The sequence below is a fragment of the Streptomyces otsuchiensis genome (genome assembly GCF_004305975.1).
GTDB lineage: Bacteria > Actinomycetota > Actinomycetes > Streptomycetales > Streptomycetaceae > Streptomyces > Streptomyces otsuchiensis.
Map to the genome: position 1 here is coordinate 1 of NZ_BHZI01000050.1, position 24,349 is coordinate 24,349.

Annotated in this window: 17 protein-coding genes; 7 read left to right on the plus strand and 10 right to left on the minus strand. The window is 69.9% G+C overall.

The annotated features are described in order from the left end of the window. Window positions 1-637: 637 nt before the first annotated feature. Together E0D90_RS07310 and E0D90_RS07315 are read right to left on the minus strand one after the other, a co-directional pair. Entirely contained in the window at window positions 638-2,458 is a 1,821-nt protein-coding gene (locus E0D90_RS07310; RefSeq protein WP_130797058.1) for a DEAD/DEAH box helicase, read from the minus strand. Continuing rightward, window positions 2,458-3,855 carry a ParB/RepB/Spo0J family partition protein gene (locus E0D90_RS07315; protein WP_130797059.1) on the minus strand — a complete coding sequence of 466 codons (1,398 nt, stop codon included), beginning with the start codon at window positions 3,853-3,855 and terminating at the stop codon, window positions 2,458-2,460. The genes E0D90_RS07310 and E0D90_RS07315 overlap by 1 nt, the downstream gene beginning before the upstream one ends. 151 nt (window positions 3,856-4,006) lie before the next feature. Between E0D90_RS07315 and E0D90_RS07320 the strand changes: the two genes are divergently transcribed. Next, entirely contained in the window at window positions 4,007-4,687 is a 681-nt protein-coding gene (locus E0D90_RS07320; RefSeq protein ID WP_227870053.1) for a KpnI family restriction enzyme N-terminal domain-containing protein, read from the plus strand. Window positions 4,688-4,860: 173 nt separating this feature from the next. After that, entirely contained in the window at window positions 4,861-6,192 is a 1,332-nt protein-coding gene (locus E0D90_RS07325; RefSeq protein ID WP_130797060.1) for a DNA cytosine methyltransferase, read from the plus strand. Window positions 6,193-6,249: 57 nt separating this feature from the next. On the opposite strand, the gene E0D90_RS07330 is transcribed toward E0D90_RS07325, so the two are convergent. Further along, window positions 6,250-6,711: a very short patch repair endonuclease gene (locus E0D90_RS07330; RefSeq protein ID WP_130797061.1), complete on the minus strand. Its 462-nt coding sequence runs from the start codon at window positions 6,709-6,711 to the stop codon at window positions 6,250-6,252. Beyond that, window positions 6,705-7,448, minus strand: a complete 744-nt coding sequence (locus tag E0D90_RS07335; protein ID WP_130797062.1) for an NgoMIV family type II restriction endonuclease — start codon at window positions 7,446-7,448, stop codon at window positions 6,705-6,707. The genes E0D90_RS07330 and E0D90_RS07335 overlap by 7 nt, the downstream gene beginning before the upstream one ends. Before the next feature lie 237 nt (window positions 7,449-7,685). On the opposite strand from E0D90_RS07335, the gene E0D90_RS07340 reads away from it, so the two are divergent. After that, a complete protein-coding gene (locus E0D90_RS07340; RefSeq protein WP_130797063.1) occupies window positions 7,686-8,105 on the plus strand; it encodes a hypothetical protein in 420 nt (139 codons plus the stop codon). A gap of 72 nt (window positions 8,106-8,177) precedes the next feature. Here the strand turns inward: E0D90_RS07340 and trmB are convergent, their stop codons facing one another. The 3 genes from trmB to E0D90_RS07355 form a co-directional block, all read right to left on the minus strand. Then, window positions 8,178-9,005 (minus strand): tRNA (guanosine(46)-N7)-methyltransferase TrmB, encoded by an 828-nt coding sequence (trmB, locus tag E0D90_RS07345; protein ID WP_130797064.1) that lies wholly within the window; start codon window positions 9,003-9,005, stop codon window positions 8,178-8,180. 92 nt (window positions 9,006-9,097) lie between these two features. Continuing rightward, the gene (lhgD, locus tag E0D90_RS07350; RefSeq protein WP_438827378.1) at window positions 9,098-10,315 is read right to left on the minus strand and encodes an L-2-hydroxyglutarate dehydrogenase; all 1,218 of its coding nucleotides are present in this window, start codon (window positions 10,313-10,315) and stop codon (window positions 9,098-9,100) included. Continuing rightward, a complete protein-coding gene (locus E0D90_RS07355) occupies window positions 10,315-11,979 on the minus strand; it encodes an NsdA family TPR-like regulatory protein (protein ID WP_130797066.1) in 1,665 nt (554 codons plus the stop codon). Before E0D90_RS07355 ends, lhgD begins: the two co-directional genes overlap by 1 nt. Window positions 11,980-12,667: 688 nt before the next feature. Between E0D90_RS07355 and E0D90_RS07360 the strand changes: the two genes are divergently transcribed. Next, window positions 12,668-14,872 (plus strand): asparagine synthase-related protein, encoded by a 2,205-nt coding sequence (locus E0D90_RS07360; protein ID WP_130797067.1) that lies wholly within the window; start codon window positions 12,668-12,670, stop codon window positions 14,870-14,872. Between the two features lie 91 nt (window positions 14,873-14,963). Here the strand turns inward: E0D90_RS07360 and E0D90_RS07365 are convergent, their stop codons facing one another. Together E0D90_RS07365 and E0D90_RS07370 are read right to left on the minus strand one after the other, a co-directional pair. Beyond that, window positions 14,964-16,970 carry a sigma-70 family RNA polymerase sigma factor gene (locus tag E0D90_RS07365; RefSeq protein WP_227870054.1) on the minus strand — a complete coding sequence of 669 codons (2,007 nt, stop codon included), beginning with the start codon at window positions 16,968-16,970 and terminating at the stop codon, window positions 14,964-14,966. Between the two features lie 207 nt (window positions 16,971-17,177). After that, a complete protein-coding gene (locus E0D90_RS07370) occupies window positions 17,178-18,209 on the minus strand; it encodes a TetR/AcrR family transcriptional regulator (protein ID WP_227870055.1) in 1,032 nt (343 codons plus the stop codon). 218 nt (window positions 18,210-18,427) lie between these two features. On the opposite strand from E0D90_RS07370, the gene E0D90_RS07375 reads away from it, so the two are divergent. Beyond that, on the plus strand, window positions 18,428-19,801 hold the full coding sequence (locus E0D90_RS07375) for an NAD(P)/FAD-dependent oxidoreductase (protein ID WP_227870056.1): 1,374 nt from the start codon (window positions 18,428-18,430) through the stop codon (window positions 19,799-19,801). Between the two features lie 90 nt (window positions 19,802-19,891). Beyond that, complete coding sequence (locus tag E0D90_RS07380) at window positions 19,892-21,682, plus strand: ATP-binding SpoIIE family protein phosphatase (protein ID WP_174856159.1); 1,791 nt, start codon at window positions 19,892-19,894, stop codon at window positions 21,680-21,682. 52 nt (window positions 21,683-21,734) lie between these two features. On the opposite strand, the gene E0D90_RS07385 is transcribed toward E0D90_RS07380, so the two are convergent. Continuing rightward, complete coding sequence (locus E0D90_RS07385; protein WP_170214936.1) at window positions 21,735-23,177, minus strand: MFS transporter; 1,443 nt, start codon at window positions 23,175-23,177, stop codon at window positions 21,735-21,737. Window positions 23,178-23,402: 225 nt separating this feature from the next. Between E0D90_RS07385 and E0D90_RS07390 the strand changes: the two genes are divergently transcribed. Beyond that, the gene (locus E0D90_RS07390; RefSeq protein WP_130797071.1) at window positions 23,403-23,948 is read left to right on the plus strand and encodes a MarR family winged helix-turn-helix transcriptional regulator; all 546 of its coding nucleotides are present in this window, start codon (window positions 23,403-23,405) and stop codon (window positions 23,946-23,948) included. The last annotated feature ends 401 nt before the right edge of the window (window positions 23,949-24,349 follow it).

Below are 24,349 nucleotides of genomic sequence, written 5' to 3' on the forward strand. Positions count from 1 at the left end.
CCTGCAAAAGCCGACAACCCGTCACATGTAGTGCTCAGCAGGCGAACCGCCCACCTCGAGACTTCTCAAAGACCCTGAGTGAGTGGGGCGGGTCGTTGCTTTGACTTCGAGATGGGCAGTCGGGACGTGGGGCGAGCTGAAGGCCACGTCGTACCCGTAGCCGTCAGACCACGCGGCGACATGGGTCACTACGGCTCCGGGTTCACCCGATTCTTGCAATAGACGTACGAGCGACGCCTCTCCCGCAAACCCAATGCGGGCGCGTTGGGCACTATCAACTTTGCCCCAGGTTGATCTGATGCGTGCGTAGGCATCCGCCTCGCTGATGCCCAGGGCTCCAGCGGCGCGGGCGGCATCCACGGGTAGTTCTTCGGGCCCTCGGATGAGGCGATCCGCGTCCGCGAGCCAGGGCAGGCCGCTGAGAGCGAGTGCCGAATCGAATACACGGCACTGGGCACGGTCCGTGAACTGTCCGTCGCCTAGAAGCCCCGCTTCTCTGAGCCACGCATACGCAGCGTCATATTGGGTGGGTGTGAGGTCGCTGAAGTCTGAGTGTGTGGTGAACAGCGCCCGCGTACGCCTGGTTCCGCTAGATGGCAGTCGCTCAAGCCATCGGACAGCGGCCTGTAGAACGGGGCTAGGAGGTATAGGCACGGAAATGCCCAATCAATGAACGGATGTCTTGTTCGTCTACGCCCCCGCCGATGGAAGGCTCTTCGTCAAGATCCGCGAGCTGCTGGACCGCTGGATCGTCGAGAATACTTCCCATAAATCTAACCTTGGTGCTGAGACGGTCAGCTACGACTTCATCAATGGTTCCTGCGGAAGCGAGAACCGTGACCTTCGTGGTCACATCGTGTGGCAGGCCGAGCCGGTGGATGCGGTCAAGGCTTTGCAGGAACCGCCCGGCAGCGAAGTCTCGATCGACGTAAACGGCGTCGTGGCAGTAATGATGGAGGCTGATGCCTTCGCCCAAGGTGGCGGGGTTGGACAACAAGGCCATGCAAGCCGGGTCGTTCCGAAATCGGGCGAGCTGCATGTCACGATCTTCCGTGCCGCCGTGAACTTTGGCGGGGGAGAATTCGCTGAGTAGCTGCTCAAGCGTATTCAAGCTTCTGACGAAAGTCGACCAAATCAATGTCTTTCGCCCTCTAGCGGCATTCTCGGCGACGATTGCCAGTACTTCGCGGTACTTTGGGGCGACCTCATAGCTTGGCAAGTCTTGCATTAGGTCGAACAGTGGTGTTCCTGCAGGGACCGGCATGGGAGGTACCTGGTAGGCCAGTGGCTCGTGCCGGGTGGTGCCTACGGCCAGCAGCGCGGGAGTGGTGGCGGCCATCAGCATGTACACGATGATCTTTCCGAGAGCGACGAAATCGCCTTCGGCGCCTGTTGCCCTAGCTGAAAAGCGACCGAGGAGTGCCTCGTATACCTCGCGATGCAGCGACGGAAGGGCGACGGTTCGCACGGTGGTGGTTACTGGCGGTAGAGCAAGCTCTGCCTTGGTTGTCCGCGTGAAGAGCGGTCTGAGAGCCCGACTTGCCTGCGCGAGATCTCCGCCACCAACTGCTTGGACTACTTTCTGTCGGCCATTGCCAGGCCAGACAAAGCCAAACAGATTCTCTAGATCCTTCGAGCCATTCGGCGCAGGAGTTCCCGTGAGGATCATACGGTGGCGCCCTCGTGGACCCAGCGCCAGGCAGGCAGCACCGTAGGTGCCACTAGCACCCAGCTTCATCCTGTGAGCTTCGTCAAGGAGTAGCATCGCCGGGCGTGCCGACAGCCATTCTCCGAGCGTGTTGAGAGCGGGACTCAGGCGCTCGTAATTCACCAGAAGCGAGTCTGCCGCAGGGGACGCCGTGCGGGAGAAGATATCCATCTTGAGCGGCTCTTCCAGGCACGCCTGGTTCTCGTTTTGCCATGCCTCGTAGCAGGACTTCGGGCCGACGACGAGGAGCCGCTCTACGCCCTGGGTTCGGCGCAGGATCTGGAAAACGGCGAGACCGACCCGGGTCTTACCGGCCCCGGGCACGGAAAAGTTGGCGCCGTGACGCAGCGATGCCAAGCTTGCGATGTCCCTGCGCTGAAATGAGGTGAGGGGAGCAATCCATCCCTCGCCGAGAAGTGCATCGATGTCTTCGGTGGACAGCTCGTCGTGGGCTGCCGACTCTGCCTGCAGACGTTTGGCGACTGTCTGTGCGTCGCGCATGGAGTCACTCGCAAGGGCAGCGAGCTGGGGATCCCAGACGACCGTTTCTGGCTGCGGCCAGGTGCTCAATGCCACGAGATTGGCTAGAAGCTCATCAATGTCGACGTCCAGCGAGCCAGGTGTTCGCTGAACGCTGCTTTGAAATCGCAGAGCCAGGCAGCGGAGATCCGGCTCGAACGGAGTGGTCACGCGCAGGCGTGCCCTCGCTACGCCATCTCCAAATCCAATTGTCAAGCTGGCATTCGGCATCAACGCTCCCTCGTCGCTTCGAGGAGCCATGCAACACCGGCCCCCGGCGAGTTGATGGATCGGCCTGCCTGTCTCGCGAGTTTAGCCAAGCTGTTCTTGAGGATTATGAGCGCGTCATCGAACGCGTCCTCGTCCAATGCGCGCTTGGCCCTGGCTTCGGCGAACTCCGACGCACACTGGTTGATGTAGTCGGCGGCATCTGTCACCCGCTCAGATGCGGCGGCCTGATATTTCTTGAGCTGAGCATTCTGGCCGGCGAGTTTCGCTGCGGTGTCGAATGTCTTTCGAGCAGAATCGAGCAGGTTATTGGATTCTCGCTTAGCTCCTTTTCCAGACTGAGCATCCGCCCTGGCCTTGAGGAGCGTATCGGTCAGTGTTCGGCTGGATTTGACCGCTGGAGACCCATCGGTCACCTTGATTCCTGGTAGACCTGGGATGCAGACATCTGAAGCTGCTTCTGTTGCTGGAAGGAGACCAGGGGGCAAGCGACTCGCAAGGTACCGAGTGTGGAAATCGGCCTCAGCAAGGCGAACCGATGTCTTGGGAAAGTTCAGCACCACCATGCTGAGCCGTGTCTCCTTGAGCTGTTCTGCCGCATCAGGGTCTGACTTGGCTGCTGTCGTGAAGTCCCGGTGCAGTTCTCGGAGTTTCTCTTGGTGGTCTTCGAAGTCTACGAGCCGCAACGCAGAACCGTCGTCTGTCGTGCTGCGTCTAATCGCTTCTTGGATAAGGCCGAAAACCCAGCGGTCGCGCCGCAGTGTAGTGATCTTGATGTTGAAATCTCTTGCGACGTCCTCTTCGCGCCGACCGCCAGATAGCTCTTCGTCAATGGCGATCAGTCGGTTGACGTATGAATATTCTCGCCGCTTGTCTCGCCGAAGCTGCAAGGCGAGTTCGACGTTGCTGATATCGCGCTGCGACGTATCTAGCGGCAGCACGCCCACACGGATGTCTTTGATTCCCAGTTCGCGCAGGGCCGCACACCGTGTGTTCCCATCGACCAGGATGCCCTCGGGTGTGATGATGCCGGGTTCCTTCTGGCCGAAATCATCGAGCTCATCCATGAGCGCGTTGTAGTCAGGGTCCGTTTGATCTGGGTTGGACGGGCGACGACTCAGAAGGTGGCACAGGTAGTCCTGGGCTGGCTCTGACCACGGTTCTTCCTGTAGTACGGAGTCGCGCTCAGGGTCAAGCGTGCGCTGTGCCCGGACCCTGTGAGTGTCCGGATTGTAGTACAGCATGTCGACGGGCATGGAGATCACGTGCAGATGCTTCTGCTCGCCACGCCACTCAAGTGTGACCTTGGCGCCATTGTCCGCGATCGCCTGCGACAGCCGTTCCTCAACCAGCGTGCGGATCGTGTCGCCCTCAGGTGGTACGCCGAGCTTCACGGTCATGGGCATGCTCCTTCAGCAACGGACGACCGAACAACCCCAACATCATGACAGGAGTCCCTGACAGCGCGGGGGTTGCTAGCAGAGAATAAGCTCTGTAAGCATCGCGAGAACTGGAGGCCCTGTGACACTGCCTGCGTGGAACGGCGCAGACTTGACCGCTGGCACGATGGTCCGCTGCGCTCTCTGGCTTGTCCAGGAGGTCGGAGAGGGCAACACCTTCACCAAGGAACAGCTGCGTCGGGCGTTCCCGGACAAGGCGCAGGCGGACCGTCGCGCACGAGACCTGCGTGACTACGGCTGGGTCATCCTTACGAACCGGGAGGATGCCTCGCTAACGGCGGAGGACCAGCGCTTTGTCAGTCAGGGAGTGCCTGTCTGGGACCCCACGTCCCGGCGTGCGGCTTCACCGCAGAAGGCTGTATCAAGCAAGGACAAGCAGGAGGTCCTGGCTCGGGACCACTACATGTGCACTGCCTGTGGTATCTCGGGAGGCGAGCAGTACCCCGAAGACTCGAACCAGACGGCCGTGCTCTCAGTCACCCGGCGTAAGACCGTTCTTCCTGATGGCAGCGAAGCGCTCACTCTCGTTACTGAATGCAAACGTTGCCGTTCCGGAGGGGGTAGCGGTCCGGCTCGTACGGACGAGGTCGTGACCCAGATCATCGCCCTCCACCATGGCGACCGACAGAGATTGCTTCGCTGGATCGAGCAGGGACGCCGCGGTTCGACGCCGTTGGAGCTTGCATGGAGCGCCTACCGGCGGCTTCCAGCCGAGGCGCGTGACGCTGTGTCTGATGCGCTCGCTGAGGTGGGCGACCAGGGGAGTACCTGAAGAGCACCACTACGGGGGCGGGCTAGACTCCAGCAGTCCAGCTCAGCGCGCACCTCTGCGGTGTCACAGCCGCCAACCGCCCGATGTCGCGTGGTCACATAGCTGGCACGATAGTTGACGACGGGACGCAGCTGGCCTGGTATCGCTGTGGTCTGCAATTGGAAGGACATCAGATGTCGGCAGTAGATCGCGGAGACCGACTGGAAGTCGTTGAGATCTGCTCCGGCGCTGGTGGCCAGTCGCTCGGTCTCCACCGGGCGGGATTCACGCACCGACTGGCTGTTGAGCTCGACTATCGAGCAGCTGAGACGTTGCGGAACAACTTGCGGAGAGTCCTCAAAGAAGACGGCGAAGACCCACACGATGACCTAGTGCGAGTCGGAGACGTGGCTGACCGGGAACTCTGGCAGCCAGAGGAGTACCGCGGGATCCACTTGCTGGCCGGCGGGGTTCCGTGTCCTCCGTTCAGTATTGCGGGAAAGCAGCTTGGTACTGGCGATGAGCGAGATCTCTTTGCGTGGGCGGTGCAGCAGTGCAAGATCATGAAACCGCGAGCCCTATTGCTTGAGAATGTCCGAGGGCTTAGTGCCAATCGATTTGCGGGTTATCGGCAAGCTGTCCTCGACGATCTTGACAGTTCTGGTTATGTGGCGCAATGGAAACTTTTGCATGCATCTGATTTTGGTGTTGCGCAGCTACGTCCGCGCTTCGTTCTAGTAGCGTTGCAGAGGGAGTTTGAACCCTACTTCGTCTGGCCAGAGAAGCAGAGTGGTGCGCCCAGCGTAGGTGAGGTTCTTTCGGACCTAATGGGGGCTAACGGCTGGGAAGAAGAGAAAGTTGCTGCGTGGGTCCGTGGCGCCAATCAGATTGCACCAACGATTGTCGGTGGTTCAAAGAAGCATGGCGGTGCAGATCTAGGCCCTACGCGGGCCAAGCGTGCCTGGGCTGAGCTCGGTGTCGATGCGATGGGCGTAGCTGATGAAGCGCCAGCCGCCGGTTGGGAAAGAGGCGGAGCGCCAGGGCCAAAGCTAACAACAGCGATGGTGGCCAGGCTGCAGGGCTGGCACGGGCCAGAATTCTCGGATTGGAAATTCGAAGGACGTAAGACATCTGTCTACCGTCAGATTGGGAATGCATTTCCGCCGCCAGTGGCTAAGGCGATTGGTGAAGCGATCAGGGATGCCTTGCTTAAGAAGGGAGAGCCGAGACTATCTCGCCACATGGTCGACAAGGCGCACGATCCGGTTTACGTGGTACTGCGTGCCAGTACGCGGCCGATCGGCCTAGAGCAGATTGTTGCGAAGGTTGCCAAGAGCGGCGTAGTCATGGAGCAGTCAGAGGTCGAGCTGAGGCTGAGTCACCTTCGACGTGATTTTGACGTGACCGAAGTAGAGCGGTCTTCTGGTGGGCCAGCCTATCGCCTTGGTAATTTCATGGCCTTCACGGGCCAGGAAGACCACACGCGACATGAGGCGTTCTCGCGGCACCGGAGCCGTATTAGCTGATATCTGGTTTCTGGAGTCGGCGGTCTCGTCGCTTTACCGGGAGGCGGCGAGGCGGGATCATCTCTGACGGCGCTCATGGACCACCCCGGCCACCTTTTTCGCGCAGGTTTCGGGCGGCTCATGTTCCCAGAACCTAAGAACGATCCATCCGTCTTCCACTAGGCGCCGGTTGGTGTCCTGGTCGCGTGTGACATTGCGAGCGACCTTCGCGGACCAGTAGCTTGCATTAGTCCGGGGTGCGACATAGTGATCCGGGCATCCGTGCCAGTAGCAACCGTCAACGAATACCGCCACTTTAGTCGGGCGGAAGACAATGTCTGCCGTTCTGCGCATTTCCAGGATTGGCCGTGCGTTGACGCGGTAGCGGAGTCCTCTTGCATGAACGAGCTTCCGAAGTTGAAGCTCAGGCTTGGTGTCCCTGCTCCGAATTGCCTGCATATTTCTCCGGCGAGCGGATGATGAAGCCCACGAGTCAACCGGTGTAGTCGTCTCGGACGCGACGGCAGGTGGTTTCACCATCGCGTAAGGGTTTCTGGCAGTTCTTCGTACGGCAATACACGCCCCTGTTCGACACATTCAGACCATGCGTTTTTCTGGTCGTTGTTGCCCTCGGATTCCACTGCGGACTTCATGGCCTCGAATGCGACGTGATACACGGCGTCAACCTCTCCAGTTCCCCGTGCTATGGCAACGAGGCGGCTAGGTAGAGGCTCAGCAGTTACTGCGACGAGATGAGGCTGGCGGCCCCGGCGCTGCCTCGTCATCTGGTTGAACTCATGGCGCACGTTCTGCACTCGGTCAGATCTGATAGTCCACTTGCACGAGATTGCAGCGTGAAGGAAATAAGGTTCAGTTGGGGTCTGGCTTGGTATTGCCACTGTTACGTCGGGCTTGACGCGGTAGTCGACGCCAATGGCAATTCGAAGAGCAGGACTCTTTTTGACTAGTTCGTCGACTGTCTTCAGGTGATGATACTGGCGGAAATCTTCAATCTTGCGTCCTCGCTCGACGAGCCATGGCGTCGCGGGAGCGATGGTGTTGAGGTGCTTCGCGAGGCCCTCGCGTACGTGATGCTCGAGGGAGATTCCAGCGTTACTGGGGCCTGTTTGGTTAGCTGGAATATTGAAGTGAGAAAGTATCGCAACGCTGATCTTTATTGACTGGTCGTTGTCTCGATCGGCGCAGTTGGGTATTGCGTGGCCTCCATTCTTTTCTTTGCGCCAGCCGAATAGGGATCCCGCATGACCAGCATCCAAGAGGTGTCTCCAGTTCTGTGTGAACAGTCAGAGCCCCGGACTGACCCCCGGGAACCGTTGCGGCAGTTTAGTCATACTTTCCATCACGCGGGTTGCTCAACTCGACAGGGGGCCTCAGCGGGGAGCTGTCTTCCCTCCGCCTGGTGGCAGGAGGAACTGCCGGGACGTTCGGTTTGTTCATCTGGTGGGTGCCTGGAGGTCACGGCGACGGTGCCCGATGTGGGCACAGTCACGGGCATGACGAAGCACTGGACAGGGCTGGTGGGACTCCGGGCCGGAAGTGTCGCCCGGGCCGAGGACCTGTACACGGCCTGTGTACGGGAATGTGCGCGGCATCTGGCGGGGGACGGCACGCGGCCGCCGTCGGCGGACGCCCCGCTCGTGGCGGCGATAGGCGCGCTGATCGTGGAGCACACCGAGCTGCGGCCCGACGAGGACGCGGTGTTCGCCGCGCTGCTGGCCGTCGGCGGTTGTGCGCTGGCGGCCGGTGAGCAGCGGCTGGCACGCCGCGTCGCCGACTCCACGGTGGCGCTGCGCAGCCGCAGCGCGGAGGCGTGGGAGCTGCGCGGCGTGGTGCTGGAGGCGGCGGGCAGGACGGCCGAGGCCGCCGAGGCGGCCGGTCGTGGGCGCGCGCTGCGGCAGCGGCTCGCGGCCTGACCGGACCGAACGCGCGACTCCGGGCCGCCCGCGTCGGACATCGGCCTGACGCGGGCGTGACGCGCCCCCGCGTCAGGGCAGGCGGCGGAACAGCAGGTCGTTGACGACGTGGCCCTTGTTCAGCCCCTGCTGCTCGAACCGGGTGAGCGGCCGGAACTCCGGGCGGGGGGCGTAGCCGGGGGCGGTGTTCTCGAAGGAGGGGCTGGCGGACAGCACCTCCAGCATGTGCTCCGCGTACGGTTCCCAGTCCGTCGCGCAGTGCAGCACCGCTCCCGGCGCCATGCGGGAGGCGCACAGCTCGACGAAGTCGGGCTGGATGATCCGGCGCTTCTGGTGCCGCTTCTTGGGCCACGGGTCGGGGAAGTACACCCGGACGCCGGCCAGCACGCGGCCGCTGAGCATGTTCTCCAGCAGGTGGTTGGCGTCCCCGTTGGCGACCCGGACGTTGTCCAGGCCGCGCAGTTCGGAGAGGCGCAGCAGGTTGCCCTGACCGGGGGTGTGCACGTCCACGGCGAGGATGCCGGTGTCCGGGTCGGCCGCCGCCATCTCGACGGTCGCCTCCCCCATGCCGAAGCCGATCTCCAGCACGACCGGTCGTTCGTCGAACAGTGTCCCGAGGTTGACCGGTGTCTCGGCGTCGATCTCCAGGCCCCACCGTGACCACAGGCGTACCAGTGCCTGGCGCTGGGCCTCGGTGACCCGGCTGCGGCGGGGGACGAAGCTGCGGATGGACCGGGCGTGCGCGGGTGCCGGATTCGTCAGCGGTCCGGTGCCCGGTGGGAACATGCCCCCGACGGCCGGCTCGGCCGCGGAGGCCGGGGTACCGGCCGGCTCGGCCGCCGACGCGGGCGTGCTCGTGGGTTCGGACGCGGCGGGGGATGGGGTGGGCTGCTGCGGCATAGTGGCTCGATTTTACGGTCGCCGAGCCCGTCGCGTCGCCCGCGCCCCTTCGCCCGCCTCCGCAGGCGCCCCCGCAGGCGTCAGCCGCACCGTCAGCCGCCCGCCAGTCGCCCCAGCACCCGCGCCGCGATCTCGCGGCCGATCGGGAAGGCCGCCGTCGCCGCCGGCGACGGCGCGTTCAGCACATGGACGGTGTGCGGCCCCTCCGCGAACCGGAAGTCGTCCGCCAGCGTCCCGTCCGGCAGCACGGCCTGGGCGCGGACCCCGGCCGGAGCGGGCAGCAGGTCCTCGGCGGTGATCGCGGGCAGCAGGCGCCGTACCGCGGCGGCGAAGGCGTGCCGGGAGAGTGAGCGCCGGAGCTCGACGGTGCCGGTGCGCCAGTGGTGTGCGGCGAGCCGCCGGGTGCCGGGGTACCGCACGGTCTCGGCGATGTCCCCCACGCTCAGCGTGGTGCGCCGGTAGCCCTCCCGCGAGGCCGCCGGGACGGCGTTGGGCCCGGCGTGCACGCTCCCGTCCGGGGCGCGCGTCAGATGGACACCGAGGAACGGGAACGCCGGGTCGGGCACCGGGTAGACCAGACCGCGCACCAGCCGTGCGGCCCGGGGCGCCAGCGCGTGGTACTCGCCGCGGAACGGCACGATGCGCAGTCCGGGGTCGTCGCCCGCCAGTCGCGCCAGCCGGTCGCTGTGCAGGCCGGCACAGTTGACCAGTGCCCGTGCCCGCAGCACATGCCCGGCCTCGGTACCGATGGCCACGCCTCGGCCGGGGCGGCGGTCGATCGCGGTGATCCGCGCGCCGTACCGCACGTCGCACTGGGCGGCCAGGTGTGCCGCGACGGCCCCGAAGTCGCACGTGCCGGTGGACGCGACGTGCAGCGCCGCGAGGCCGCGGACCTCCGGCTCGTACTCGGCGAGCTGTCCGGGCCCCAGCTCCCGCACCGGCACGCCGCCCGCGCGCCCGCGCCGCGCCAGGTCGCGCAGGCGGGGCAGTTCGTCGGGGGACGTCGCCACGATGACCTTGCCCGTCCTGGCGTGGGCGATCCCGTGCTCGGCGCAGTACGCCAGCATCTCCTCGCCGCCCCGCACCGCGAACCGTGCCTTGAGCGAGCCGGGGCGGTAGTACACGCCGCTGTGGACGACCCCGCTGTTGTGGCCGGTCTGGTGGCGCCCGGGGCCGTCCTCCTTCTCCAGGACGGTGACGGCCAGCTCCGGTCGCGCGGCGCGCAGCGCGTGCGCTGTGGCGAGCCCCACGATCCCGCCACCGGCCACCAGCACGTCGCAGTCGAGGGGTGCCGGTGTCATGTGCGACATCATGCCGGAGCAGCGAGGAGCGGGCGAGCGGCCTCCAGGAGCTCTTTGACGACGGGCTCGTTCTCGTACGGCTCCAGCCGGTGGAGCAGGTCGCGCACGTAGTCGTTGGCGCGGGTGGAGGAGATCCGGGCGGCCATCTCGATGGCGCGGGTGCCGACGGCGCACGCGGCGTCCAGGTTGCCGGACTCCAGCTCCGCCACGGCGGCGACGACGAGCCGCAGCCCGTGGGAGCGCGCGAAGTTCTCGGTCGGGTCGGAGAGCGACTCCTCGGTGAAGCGGCGGGCCTGTCCGGGCGCCTTGAGGTCGGTGTAGCACTCGGCCGCGTCGGCGGCGAGCCGGTCGTAGGCGTAGAAGTCGAGCCAGCCCGGGTCGGCGTCGCCCTCGCGGGAACGCTCCAGCCAGCTCTCGGCGGCGGCGAGCGCCACCGCGCACGCCTGCTTGTCGTTGGCCTTGGCCAGGGCTCGTGCCTCGACCAGCCGGAAGAAGCTCATGGTGCGGGCGGTAGCCAGTGAGCGGTTGCGTTCCAGCGCGGCCTGGGCGAGGTCGACGCCCTCCTCGGCGAAGCCCCGGTAGGTGGCCTGCAACGACATCGACGCCAGGACGTACCCGCCGAGCGGGACGTCGGCGGCGGCGCGCGCCAGGCGCAGCGCCTGGATGTAGTAGCGCTGGGCGGCCTCCTGCTGTCCGGTGTCGAACGCCATCCATCCGGCCAGGCGGGTGAGTTCGCTGGTCGCCCGAAAGAGGGAACGGCCGACCTCGTCGCTGTAGCTGCCCAGCAGCAGCGGCGCGGCGTCGGAGCGCAGACACTCCGGGACCATGGCCGAACGCCAGTCGCCGCCGCCGTACTTGGAGTCCCAGCGGCGTGCCTCGTCGGCTGCCTCGCGGAGTTTGGAGACGTCGGAGTGGCCGACCCGTCCGACCGCGCCGTCCCGGTCGCGGGCCGGGCCGCCCTCGTGGCCGGCGCCGTCGTGTGCCGTGTCGTTCTCCCGGCCGGACGCGGCGTCGTGGGCCGCACCGCCGTCGCGGCCCGGTGCGTCGCGGCCCGGTGCGTCGTGGGCCGTCCGGTCGGCGGGACTGCGCGGGTGGCCGCCGCCCGGGTGCGGCGCTGTGCCGTTCGGTCCGGTGCCGCCGTGCTGTGGGCCCGCGCCGGGCGCACCGGCTCCCGGCGGGGAGCCCGCCCCGGTGTCGCGCGCCCCGGTGTCCCGGGCCACCGACGCGTCGGCCGGGGTTATCAGCCAGCGGGCCGCCGGAGTGGCGTAGGCGCTGACGGAGAAGGAGCCGGCCAGCGACTGCCACACGGCCCGCCCGGGGCCGGCGTCCAACTGGTACAGCTCGGTCGCGCCCCGCACCGCCTCGGGCACATGGCGCGGGAAGCCGAGCCCGACCTCGGGGGTCGGGTCGGTGTCGGCCAGGCCGATCTCGTGCAGCGGCACCGGCCGGCCGAGCTTGCTGCTGATGGCGGCGGCGATGAGATGGGGCGCCGACCCCTGCGGCACCATCCCCTTGGTGACCCACCGCGCGACCGACGTCTTGTCGTAACGCAGCGTCAGGCCACGTTGTGCGCCCAGGTCGTTGACCCGGCGCGCCAGTCCCGCATTGCTCATTCCGGCGAGAACAAGGACTGTTCCGAGCTTCTCGTTCGGTCCGCGTGACTGCCTGGACATGCGCACCCCTGAACACACACCGACGGCAACCCCGCGACCAGCACAGGGCTTTCCGCGCTTACGCCAACCCAGCGTAGTTCGGTGCGTTCTGACCGTTAAGGGTCCTGGCCACGGATGGCTTGACTTCTACGGTGCGGGTTCGGCCCGTGCGCCCCAGCGGTCCCAGCGGTCCCCGGCATGCCGCGGCGGGGTCGTGGGCGCGCCCGTGCGCGCCGGTGGCGGGCGCTCCCGGGGGTCAACCGCGCTCCCGGCATGTGGCTGTGCGCCTGTCTGTGCGCTCTGTGCAGGTCGAGGCCCGAGGTCTTGCATGGTGGCTGCGTGGGTCGGTCCGCTGCGCTCTGGAACCCGGCGGGCCGGGGGAGGCCGCCGCCTCACATCCCCGCGGGCGGCGGTCGTGACCCGGGAGGCGACCAGCGTCTCCCGGGTCACATCAGTCCTGTGCCCGCGAATGATCCCGCTATGGGGCGATCTCCGGCCAACTTTGGCCGGAAACCGTCGGTTTCCGGGGACGTAACCCGCCACGGGGTGATGCGCCCTGCCCGGTGAACGTCCACCCCACCCTGCACCGTTCCTCCCGGTCCCATGGCAGCATGGCCTCACTGTGTCCGAAGCGGACCGCGCCCGCGGGCCAGGACGCACCCGATGAGAGCCCGCGGTGGCGGGACCGGTCCTTGGTGGGGGAGGCGGCATGCGGTGGCTCGTCGGGTGGTGCGGGGCATCCATCAGCGCTGCCCGTGACGTACAGCCCCTCGGCGCCCAGCCGTTGTGGGAGGGCCCCGACCCGCTCTGGGCCGTGGGCGACTGGCGGCCGGACGAGATCCGGCTGATCCACGCCGACGGCGACACCCAGCTCGCCGTCTTCGGCTACTGCGGCGCCGACGACGTCCAGCTGCGCTCCGCGCTGATCTCCGCCCGCGCCGGCGCGCTGCGTCAACTCACCACCTTCCCCGGCAGCTACACGCCGGTCGCCCGCTTCGGCCGTCGCACCGTCATCCCCTCCGACCTCGCCGGTCTGCGGCCCGTCTTCCACGCCGACTGGGACGGCGGCACCGCGTTCGCCACCGCGGCCCTCCCGCTGGCCGACCTCACCGAGGCCCAGCTGGACGTCGTCCAGCTGGCGACGATGCTCGCCTGCCCCGAGTCCATGGAGGCGCTCGGCGACGGCACGCCCTACCAGGGGGTCCACCGTGTCCCGCCCGGCCGCGCGCTGTCGATCCGGGAGGGCGGTGTCCGCGACGTCAAGGACTACGAACCGGCCGTTCCCACCGTGGTGGCCGCGCCGCAGGTGGAGCAGGAGGCCGCCGTCGCGGGTGTCCGCGACGCGCTCGTCGAGGCGGTCCGCGCGCGGCTGGCCGCGCCGCGCCACGTCGTCGAACCGGCCGTCGCGTGGCAGACCGCCGCCTCCGGCGCCGGCGCGCTGAACAGCGGCGCCCCCGGGCCCGCCCACCACCACGCCGACGGCCACCACGGAGCCGGTCACCTCGCCGACGGCCACCCCGGCGACGGGGACGGCGGCGCGGCCGGTCCGCGGACGCCCCCGCGCACCAGCGCCGAACCCGCTCCCGGAGTGGGCGCCGACCTCTCCGGCGGCAGCGCCTCCGCCACCCTCGCCCTGCTCGCGGCCGGTCTCCCCGGCCGCCCCGGCACCGTCTTCGGCGCCGGCTCCACCCTGGCCGGGGAACGGCTGCTCGCCGTCACCTTCAACGACCTCAGCTCCACGGCCGGCCCGGCCCGGATCGTCCGCACCGCCGAACTGGAACGCGCCCGGGCCATCGGCGAGAGCTCCCGGCTCCACCACGTCATCGTCGCCGCCGCCGAAGACGCCCTGCCCTACGCGGACCTGGACGACGTCCACCTCACCGACGAGCCCGGGCCCTCGCTGGTCGGCGTCGCCCGTCACCGCCGCCGTCTCGCCGCCGGCAGCGCCGACCACCTCGTCGGCAACGGCGCCCGGCAGGTCCTCGACGCCCACCCGGCCCGGCTCGCCGACCTGTTGATGGACCGCAACCGGCGCTACGTGCTGCGCCCCGTGAGCGCCCTGGCCCGGGCCAGCCGGGACGGCAACCGCTCCGTGCTGATGCCGCTGACCATCTACCGCGCCGCGCGCCGCCTGGCGCGCACCCCCTACCGCGACGGACTCGCCGGAGCCGCGACCCGGCTGCGCGGCGCCTCCGACAGCGCCCGGGCCGGCGGTGACGCGCCCGGCGGCGACAGCCCGCTGGCCGTCTCGCTTGCCTCCCTGTCCTGGAGCCTTCCCGGCCCGGCCGCCCGCTGGCTGACCGGTGAGGCGCTGGCCGAGGTCTCCGTCAGGCTGGAGACGGCCGCCACCTACCCCCGGCACAACGCCGGCAACGGCCGCCCCGGAGTGCTGCGTGCCCGGGCGGCGCTCGCCCGCAGCGCCGCCGACCACCGGGTCTTCGAGCAGGCCGTCGAGCTGCACCACCAGCGGCTCCACGCGCCGTTCTACGACAACCAGGTGGTGCGCGCCTGCGCGGCGCTGCCGGAGACGCTCCGAGTGCAGCCCGGGGCCCGGGCCGAGGTGCTGAAGTCGGTGCTGGAGGGCGCCGGGGTGCGTCAACTACCGCCCGGCTGGGGGGCGTCGGGCCAGGCAGCGCACGTCGAGGCCGCCCGCGCCGGACTGCGCGGGGCGCTGGCCCCGCTGCTGGACCTGTTCGACGCCCCGCTGCTGGCCGATGCCGGTCTCATCGAGGCGCGCGTCGTCCGCAAGGCGCTGCGCGCCGCCGCCGAGGGCGAGCCGCTGCCGCTGGACGGCATCGCCGAACTGGTCGCCATGGAGGTCTGGTTGCGCCGGCTGCTGGCCCGTCGCGGCTCCTGCTGGACGACCTCGGGCGACCACGAGCCGCGCGCGGTGACCAGCGGCGTCACGCCCTGACGGACGGCGCCGGCTGACCGACGGCGTCACGCCCGGGCCGGAGCGCTGAGCCGCGCCCAGGCGCCCGGTGCCCCCGCGTCCCCGCTCCCGGTCAGCGGCACTCGATCGCGGACTCCGCCCAGTTGGCCAGGCCCAGCATGCCGAGAGTGCCACGGGGTTCGACGACCAGCCGGAGCGTCTCCACCCCGGTGACCGGCACCCGCAGCGAACGCGCGGCCTCACCACCGCTGATCTCCGGTGACGTCCACAGCAGAGCGCCGTCGCCGTAGACGGAGAAGACCGCTCCGCCGAGCCGCGCCGTGGCGTCGTCGATGCCGACCTTCGCCCGGTAGACGTCACAGGGGCGGTTGAGGTCGATCAGCACCGAGGACCGGGCCGAGACCGTGATGCCGTGCGCGTAGGACTGCCCGCCGACGGACAGTTGGGCGCGCTGCCAGGTCCAACTGCTCCCCGCCAGGCGCAGCGTGGGATTGGTGCTGCCACCGAACACGTCGTAGGCGAGCGACCGCACCTCGAATGCCTCGGGTTCGGGCTCGGGTTCGGGCTCGGGTTCCGGGTCCGGCTCGGGTTCGGGCTCCGGATCGGGTTCGGGAGCGGGCGGCGGCGGAGCGGGTTCCGCCGGCTCCGGCTCCGGTTCCGGCTGCGGGGGAGCGGGCTCCGGGTCGGGCGCGGGGGCGGACGGCGGAGTTTCCGGAGCGGGCTCCGGAGCCGGAGCCTCGGGCGCCGGGACCACGGCCTCCGGCGGTGCCACCGGGCTCTCCGGCACCGGCTCGGGTTCCTCGTCCCCCGGTTCGGGGTCGGGCACGGGATCGGGGACCACCTCCGGTACCGGCGCCGCCGCCTCCGGCTTGTCCGACGGCCCGTCCGGTGTGCCGGTGCCACCCATGAACGCCAGCGCCAGCGCGGCGGCCGTCACGGTGGCCGCAACCGCCGCCGCCATCCCGGCCTTGGCCGGGGCGCCCAGCCCCTCCGACGCCGCGCCTCCCGAGGCGCTTCCCGACGCGCCGCCGCTCGCCGCCGCGGCGGACCCGCCGGCGCCTGCCGCGGCCGAACCACCGAGCACGCCGACGCCCTTGAGCGAGGAACCGGCCGCGAACCAGCCGATGACCGCGATCGGCAGCACGGAACGGATGTGCTGGTTGAGGTCCTTGACCTCCACCGCCGCGGCCGAGCACGCGGCACACTCCCGCAGATGCTGCCGCAGCCCGCGCTCGGCCCGGGTCCGCAGCCCGCCGCGCGCGTAGGCGCCCAGCCGGTCCGCGTACTGGGCGCAGCCGCCGCCGGTGGTCAGCGCCTGACTGACGTGTGCCTGCAGATATGCCTGCTTGAGCCCCTCCCGGGCCCGGTGCGCCAGCGCCGCGGTCGCGTTGGCGGTCAGCCCGAGCAGCGGCGCCACCTCCTGCGGCGAGGACTCCTCGACGGTGGTGTGCCACAGGACGGTCTGCCAGCGCTCGGGCAGACTGCGAAACGCCTGCACCGCCATGGACTGTTCGGCGACATGCATCGCCCGCACATCGGCGCCGAGGTCCAGGGTGTCGTCGTCGTGCGCGCCGGAGCCGGCCGCCGTCACGGCGAACACCGCGAAGTCCTCGACCAGTTGCTCACGCCGCGTGGTCCGCGACCAGGAGGCGGCCACGCGGCGGACCGAGGTCAGCAGGTAGGCGCGCACGGCCGTCTGCGGTCCGGCGCCACCGCGGATCGCGTGCAGCGTGGCGGCGAACACCTCGTTGGTGAGGTCGTCGGAGGTGTCCGCGTCACGGCAACAGGTGCGGGCGTAGCGGCGGACGGATTCGGCGTGCCGCCGGTACAGCTCCTCGGAGGCGGCCACGTCCCCCTCCCGGATCAGCCGCACCAGCTCCAGGTCCCCGGCGGACTCGGTGCCGTCCGGCGGCTCGCCGAAGGGGACGACACCGCTGCCCTCCCGGCCGCGCTGGCGCGGAACCCCCGGCTCCTCGTGCTCAGCGGTCACGCGGCCGGCGTCGCCCGCCGGCGCGGTGGCCGCGTCGTGATCTCCCGCGTCGCCCCGGCCGCCGCTCCCGGCGGATGACCGGCCGGGCCGAACCGGCTGCCGCGGAACGTCCGGACCGTCCATGCTCATGCGGTAAGCCCCCGAGGCCATGTAGGTGTTGGACGAGCCGCCTCGGCCCGCGCGGCGGTCCGGCGCGACGGCTTGTGCCCGTAGCGTCCCACACCGGCGGTGTGCTGTGTGCCCTCCGTGTGGGAGAACCACCCGTCCGAGCGTCCCGCCGTCTCCCGCACGGCAGTTGGGGCACGGGGCGGAGCCGCTCGGAAGCGGGCCGGGGTCTCAGCGGCGGGCAGGGCGCAGCCCCTGGAGCAGGATGTCGAGCAGCCGTTCGGCCACCATCGCTCTCCGGTTCGGGTCCGCCAGCGGCGGTGGCGCGGTCGCGATCACCAGCAGGATGTCCGCCACCGTCGCGTCCGCCCGCAACTGCTGCGCCAGCCGTGCTCGTTCGACGAGGTGGGCCAGCAGCCCCAGCAGCTCCGTCGTGGTGTCGCCGATCGGGTCGGCCGCCACGGACCGCCCGGCCGGAGCCGTGTCGACCTCGGGGGGCGGGTGTTCCGTGCCGCTCTCCGGCGCGGAACGCGGCTGTGGCACCCGGTCCGGCCCGGCCTCGTCCGGACGGACGGCCCCCGGGACTCCTCCCACCGGGCCGACCGGCGCGGACCCGGGACGGGGCGCGCCGACCGGGCGCACCCCGCGCGGCAGCTCCGAGCCAACAACCGGCGTGCTCCCGACGATCGGCGCGTTCCCGCCCACCGGCGCGCTTCCACCGATCGGCACGTTCCCGCCGATCGGTGCGGAGCCCGCAGCGAACAGCTCCGGCAGCAGCTTGCCGCTGCGCGCCGCCACCGCGTACCGCACCAGCCGCTCCAGCGCCTGCCACGGCTCCGCGGAGTCCGAGAGCTCCGCGAGCGCCCTCTCGCCCAGCCGCCGCGTCTCCTGTTCCGTGATGTAGCGGACCAGCGCCTCCTTGTTGGGGAACCGCCGGTAGACCGTGCCGACGCCCACCCGTGCCCGCCGCGCCACCTCCTCGACGGGCGCGTCGTACCCCTGCTCGCCGAAGACGTCGCGCGCCGCGTCCAGCACGTGCTGGAGATTGCGCCGGGCGTCCGTACGCAGTGGCGATCCGCCGCCTCCCGCCTCGGTCGTCCCGACCTCCCCGGGCGGCGCACTCGTCGACGTACTCGTCGACGCATCCGCCGGCGCGCCCGCCGTGCCGTAGTCGTCCCCTACCGGCCCCACCAGCCGTCCGTTTCCCACCGGCTCCTGCCGTCCCACCCCGTCCGCCGTCCCGGCCGGATTCTGGGTCTCCAAATTGCGCATTCGATGCCCCCCGGTACCTCGCGTCTCCCCCCGGAGACGCACCCCACCCGACAGTGCGGGAGCGCGGCCCCGGCCGCCCCCCGACTCACGAACATAGTTGAGGGCGGTACTGCTGAGAAGGGGGCGAAACCGTCCGACACCGCCCCTATCGGAGCAGCGTCCGTCCTCAGCTGTGGACAAACGCCGGTCGCCCTGTGCCTTATGGACAGGTGACAAAGGAACCCATCCGCGTTCTCGTGGCCGGCGGCGGATACGTCGGCCTGTACACCGCCCTGCGGCTCCAGCGACGGCTGCGCCGTGAGCTGAGGCGGGGCGCCGTCGAGATCGTGGTGGTCAGTCCCGAGCCGTACATGACCTACCAGCCGTTCCTGCCGGAGGCGGCGGCCGGTTCGATCTCGCCGCGCCATGTCGTGGTGCCGCTGCGACGGGTGCTGCCGCAGTGCCGCTTCCTGGCCGGCGAGGTCGTCGCCGCGGACCCCGCGGCGCGCACGGTGAGCGTGCGCACCCTGGCCGCCGAGCAGACCGGGGCCGGCCCGGAGACCGTCCGCTACGACGAGCTGGTGCTCGCCGTGGGCTCGATCTCACGGACCCTGCCGGTGCCGGGCCTCGCCGAGCACGGCATCGGCTTCAAGACCGTGGAGGAGGCGATCGGGCTGCGCAACCACGTGCTGGAGCAGCTGGACATCGCCGCCTCCACCCGTGACCCGCAGATCCGGGACGCGGCACTGACCTTCGTCTTCGTCGGCGGTGGCTACGCCGGTGTCGAGGCGGTCGCCGAGCTGGAGGACATGGCGAAGTACGCCTGCCGGTACTACCCGAACGTCAGTCCGGAGGAGCAGAAGTGGATCCTGGTCGAGGCGACCGGTCGCATCCTGCCCGAAGTCGGCCTGCGCATGGGCGAGTACGCCGTCCGTGAGCTGCGCGGCCGCAACATGGACGTCCGGCTGGACACCCGTCTCGACGCCTACGAGGACGGTGTCGCCGTGCTCAGCGACGGCTCCCGCCACCGCACCCGCACGCTGGTCTGGACGGCCGGCGTCAAGCCCAACCCGGTACTCGCCTCCTGCGGTGTGCCGCTGGACGAGCGCGGCCGGCTGCGCTGCTCACCGGAACTGCGGGTGACGGGCGTGGACCACGTGTGGGCGGCCGGCGACGCCGCCGCCGTGCCCGATCTCTCCGTCGACGACCCGGGGCCCGACGGCCGGCCCGTCCTGTGCGCCCCGAACGCCCAGCACGCGGTGCGCCAGGCCCGGCGCCTCGCCGACAACCTGGCCGGTGCCCTGCGCGGCCGCGAGGCCGTCGCCTACCGCCACAGCTACGCGGGCTCGGTCGCCTCCCTGGGACTGCACAAGGGCGTCGCGCGGGTCTACGGCCGCAGGCTGAAGGGGTACCCAGCGTGGCTGATGCACCGCACCTACCACCTCAGCCGGGTACCCACCGTCAACCGCAAGGCGCGCGTGGCCGCCGAGTGGACCTTGTCCGGTCTCTTCAAGCGCGAGATCGTCTCGCTGGGCTCGATGGAGCACCCACGAGCGGAGTTCGAGGCCGCCGCGGGCACCGACCGCCCCCCGCAGGGGCCTTAGTCTTGGTGCCGACGGCCCGCGCGCTGACGGCGACGCCCGAGACCTAGCCACCATCCCGGCAGGAGAGACCGGGCAACTGGGAGAGACCAGGTGAAACTGACCCGCTGGGGCATCCGGTTGCCCGGCGCACAGCGGCGCGCCACCTCCGCCGCGCTCCCCGCCGCGAAGCCGGTTCCCGCCGCACGCGAAAGCCGCCCGGGACGTCGCGACACGCGGACGACTTCCGGCGCCGAACACGTCGAGGAGAAGAACCAGTTGGGTGATACCGCAGGCCCGGACGGGACCGCCGACGGCGCGCACGACGGGGACCACCCCGCCGGCGTCACCGGCGGCGACCACGGTGGGAGCGGCGGTGCCCCCACCGCCTTCGTGCACGGCCCGGCCGTCCACGAACTCCTGGGCCAGGTCCCGGCGCCGGTCGCCCTCGTGCACGGTGCCGACCACCGCGTCGCCTACGTCAACGACGCCTACGCGACGCTCTTCGGCCCACGCACCCCCGGCACACCCGCCCGCGAGTCACTGGCCGAACTGGCCGAACTGGGCCTGGTGCCGCTGATGGACCAGGTGCGGCGCAGCAACACCTCGCGCACGGTCAAGTCCCGCCGGGTACCGGGGGCCCAGCGCGACACCTTCCACACCTTCACCTGCGCACCGGTCGAACTCTCCGTACCCGACGGGCCACCGGTCCGCGGCGTGCTGGTGTTCGCCGCCGACGTCACCGACCAGGTGACCTCGGCCGAGCGGCTGCGCGAGAGCGAGGGACAGCAGCGCGCCACCGCCGTGACCCTCCAACGCAGCCTGCTGCCACAGGAACTGGAACAGCCGGACGAGCTGCGGGTCGCGGCCACCTACCGCCCCGGCGGCACCGAGGCCGCGGTCGGCGGCGACTGGTACGACGTCATCACGCTCGGCGCCGGCCGCACCGCGCTGGTCATCGGCGACGTGATGGGCCGCGGCGTGCGCGCGGCCGCAGTGATGGGCCAACTCCGCACGGCGGTAAGGGCCTACGCACGGCTGGACCTCCCGCCCAACGAGGTCGTCCAGCTGCTCGACGGCCTCGCGTCCGAGATCGACGCCAGCCAGATCGCCACCTGCGTCTACGCGGTGCACGACCCCAGCGAGGACACGCTCTCCTACGCCTCCGCCGGCCATCTGCCGATCATCGTGCGCCGGCCCGACGGCACCGTGCACCGCACCGAGGGCCCGACCGGGCCGCCGCTGGGCACCGGCGGCTGGGGGCACGAGTCGGCCGCCATCCCGTTCCCGCCCGGCTCCACCGCGGTGCTCTGCACCGACGGCCTGGTGGAGCGGCGTGACGCCGACATCGACCACGGCCTGGACGTCATGGAGGAGGCGCTCGCCGCAGCCGCCGACTCCCCGCAGATCCTCTGCGACCGGCTGCTGCGCGCCCTCGGCATCACCGACGGTCATGACGACGACGTCGCCGTCCTCGCCTTCGTCCGCCCCGAACCGGAGGGCGAGGACGCGGGGTTGTTCCGCGCCGCCGCGCTCGACCTGCACGGCGGCATCGAGGCGACCCCGCGCGCCCGTGCCTTCGCCGGAGGAGTCCTCTCGTCCTGGCGGTTCTCCGACGAACTCCGCGACCTCGGCGTGCTGACCGCCAGCGAGCTGGTCGCCAACTCCGTGGTCCACGGGAAGGCGCCGATGCGGCTGCGGCTGCGCCGCACCGACCGGCGGCTGATCATCGAGGTCACGGACGGCGACGAGCACCTCCCGCGCCGCCAGCAGGTGCAGCTCGGCGACGAGACCGGGCGCGGGATCGCGCTGGTCGCGGCCGTGGCCACCGACTGGGGGACGCGACGCCTGCCGGACGGCGGCAAGTCGGTCTGGGCCGAGTTCGCCCTGCCGGCCGACGGCTGACCGGCAGCCGTCGGCCGGCGTCGGGCGCCCCCGTTCCCGCGGCCGGGTGCTCTCAGCCGTGCACGCCCGCCCCGACCGGCCGCCCGACGACGGGCTCCGGCTCCGGGGCCGGCTCGTGCCGCGGGACCGGAGCGGTGGCTGCACCGGGCGCGTCCGGAGTGTCCGGCACATCCGGCGCGTCCGGCGCCGTCACCACGACCTGGCCCGACTCCTGCTCCGGGGTGAGCCGGCCGCCGAGCCGCAGCGCGAGCACCGAGACCCCGAGGGAGCAGGCGATCACCAGCACCAGGTAGGGCCCGTAGGCGCCCGCTGCCGCGAGCAGACCGCCGACCGCCGGGCCGATGGCCAGGGCCAGCTGCTTCACCAGGGCGAACGCCGCGTTGTACCGACCGATCAGCCGGGCCGGCGCCAGGTCGGCGACCAGCGGCGCCACCGTCGGTGACAGCATGGCCTCGCCCACGCCGAACAGGGCGTAGGTGGAGATCAGCAGGCCCACCGCCACCGCGTGCGGCACGGCCAGCACTCCCGATGCCGCCGCCGCCAGCCAGGCCACGGTCCAGATCAGACCCACCAGGGCGATCACCCTGCTGCGCCGCCGCCGTTCCACGAACCGCAGCACGGCGTACTGCGCGACGACGATGGCCGCCGTGTTCGCGGCCAGGGCCAGACCCAGGGTGGTCGGCGAGACCCGGGTCACCTCCACCGCGTACGCCGCCAGCCCCGCCTCGAACTGCCCGTAGCAGGCGAAGAAGAGGACGAAGCCGAGGACGCAGAGCAGCACCATCGCCGGATTGGCGAAGACGGCACGCATCCCGTCGCCCTCCGGGCTACGCCCGACCGCGCGCACCCGCCGCCGGCCGGCGCGCACCGGGACCTCCGCGCCGCCGCCCGCGGCCACCGGTGTCCGGCCGTGGGCCGCCGGAGCCGACCGCGGCAGCCGGACGGTGGCGATGACGGCGCCCAGCACCAGGAACATCACCGCCTCGGTCGCGAACAGCAGCACGAAGCTGCCCGTGCGGTGCTCGTCGACGATCAGGCCACCGGTGAGCCCGCCGAGCCCCAGGCCGAGGTTGGCCAGGAAGAACTGGGTGGCGAAGGCACGAGCCCGGGTCGCCGGGGTGGAACACCAGACGATCATCGTCGCGAGCGCCGGCTGGAGCACGGCGATCCCGGCTCCCATCACCGCCGCCGCGGCCAGCACCGCCGGGGCGGTCGCGGCGAAGCCGAAACCGAGGGCGCCCGCCGACGCCCCGGCCGCGCCCACCAGCACCACCGGCAGTGGCCCGCGCTGGTCGATGGCACGCCCCGTGAACGGGAGCACCAGCAGCGCGGCCACCGCGAACGCCGCCAGCGACGCGCCGGCCGTCGCCTCCCCGAGCTCCCGCACGCGGGCCACGTAGATGAACAGGTACGGCACGGTGAAGCCGTTGCCGAAGGCGCTCAGCGCGTTGCCGATCTGGATCCGGCGCAGTGCCGAGCCCGTCCCCGTGTGCACGCCCACCCTCCTCTTCCTTGTCGCTTGTCGTCTCTCATGAGCGGTCGATCCGTCCCCCGTCAGTGCGGAGCCGCAGCCCAGCGGGGGCGGCCGCACGCACAGAGGGCCCTGAGCGGTGTACAGCTCAAGGCCGAAGACTTCGACGTTAAAGTTCGAAGTCGAAGACTACATTGTGAAGTCGTTCGGAATCGAACAAATAAGGGGTGACGTGCGATACTCCCCGCCATGCCTCCCAAGCGTCGGCGCGAGCCGACCCTCGACGAGCAGATCGCCATCTACCAGCGCGAGTACCAGGACCTCGACCCGCAGGTGGAGAAGATCGTCAACGCGCTCGCCCGGCTCGACCGCCGGATGAGCGTCGCCTACGGCCGCCATCTCTCCACCCTCGGCCTCAACCAGGGGGAGTGGGAGGTGCTCAAGACCCTCGTCATGGCGGGCAGCCCGTACCAACTGTGGCCCGGCACCCTCGCCAACCGCCTGGGGCTGACCGCGGCCGCCATGACCCACCGCGTCGACCGGCTCCTCGCGGCCGGGCTGGTCACCCGCGAACGCGACCAGGAGAACCGGGTCCGCGTCATCGTCGGCATCACCGCCGCCGGCCACGAGAAGTGGCTGGAGGTGATGCGGCTCGGGTCGGACTTCGAGGAAGACCTTCTCCAGGACCTCGGACACGACGAACGCGGCGTCCTCGGCGAGCTGCTGACCCGGCTGCTGCGCCGCGTGGAGGACGCCCAGCCGGACGCCGGCGGCAGGCTCACCGACCTCGACTGAGGCGCCGGGAGGGCCCCGCGGGGGCCGGTTTGACGCCGGTGCACCCCGTGCGTAGTGTTCTCCGAGCTGCCACGGAGCCGCATGGTTCACCCAGTGGTGATTTCACCCGGGGACGGCAGCGGATTGCTACTCACGATCACAACCCTGCCGGGTCTGTTTTGGTGTGTCTGGCGTTCGTTCAGGCGTGCTGAATTCATGACTCGGGGCCGATTTGAAACCGGCCGGGGAAATGCTCTAAAGTAGTGAACACGCCGGAGGGCGAAAAGCTCAAAACCCCGCCGACTGGGGGTCAGGAACACGAAAGTGAGTCTGATAGAGTCGGAGACACCGAAGGGAAGCCCGGAGGAAAGCCGGAAGGCGATCCAAAGGAAGCGTCCGTTCCTTGAGAACTCAACAGCGTG

Bases quoted from the DNA above. Each gene is read 5' to 3' on its own strand.
- E0D90_RS07310 (WP_130797058.1), bottom strand. From the start codon at position 2,458: ATGCCGAATGCCAGCTTGACAATTGGATTTGGAGATGGCGTAGCGAGG.
- E0D90_RS07315 (WP_130797059.1), bottom strand. From the start codon at position 3,855: ATGACCGTGAAGCTCGGCGTACCACCTGAGGGCGACACGATCCGCACG.
- E0D90_RS07325 (WP_130797060.1), top strand. From the start codon at position 4,861: ATGTCGGCAGTAGATCGCGGAGACCGACTGGAAGTCGTTGAGATCTGC.
- E0D90_RS07330 (WP_130797061.1), bottom strand. From the start codon at position 6,711: ATGGTGAAACCACCTGCCGTCGCGTCCGAGACGACTACACCGGTTGAC.
- E0D90_RS07340 (WP_130797063.1), top strand. From the start codon at position 7,686: ATGACGAAGCACTGGACAGGGCTGGTGGGACTCCGGGCCGGAAGTGTC.
- trmB (WP_130797064.1), bottom strand. From the start codon at position 9,005: ATGCCGCAGCAGCCCACCCCATCCCCCGCCGCGTCCGAACCCACGAGC.
- lhgD (WP_438827378.1), bottom strand. From the start codon at position 10,315: ATGTCGCACATGACACCGGCACCCCTCGACTGCGACGTGCTGGTGGCC.
- E0D90_RS07355 (WP_130797066.1), bottom strand. From the start codon at position 11,979: ATGTCCAGGCAGTCACGCGGACCGAACGAGAAGCTCGGAACAGTCCTT.
- E0D90_RS07360 (WP_130797067.1), top strand. From the start codon at position 12,668: ATGCGGTGGCTCGTCGGGTGGTGCGGGGCATCCATCAGCGCTGCCCGT.
- E0D90_RS07365 (WP_227870054.1), bottom strand. From the start codon at position 16,970: ATGAGCATGGACGGTCCGGACGTTCCGCGGCAGCCGGTTCGGCCCGGC.
- E0D90_RS07390 (WP_130797071.1), top strand. From the start codon at position 23,403: ATGCCTCCCAAGCGTCGGCGCGAGCCGACCCTCGACGAGCAGATCGCC.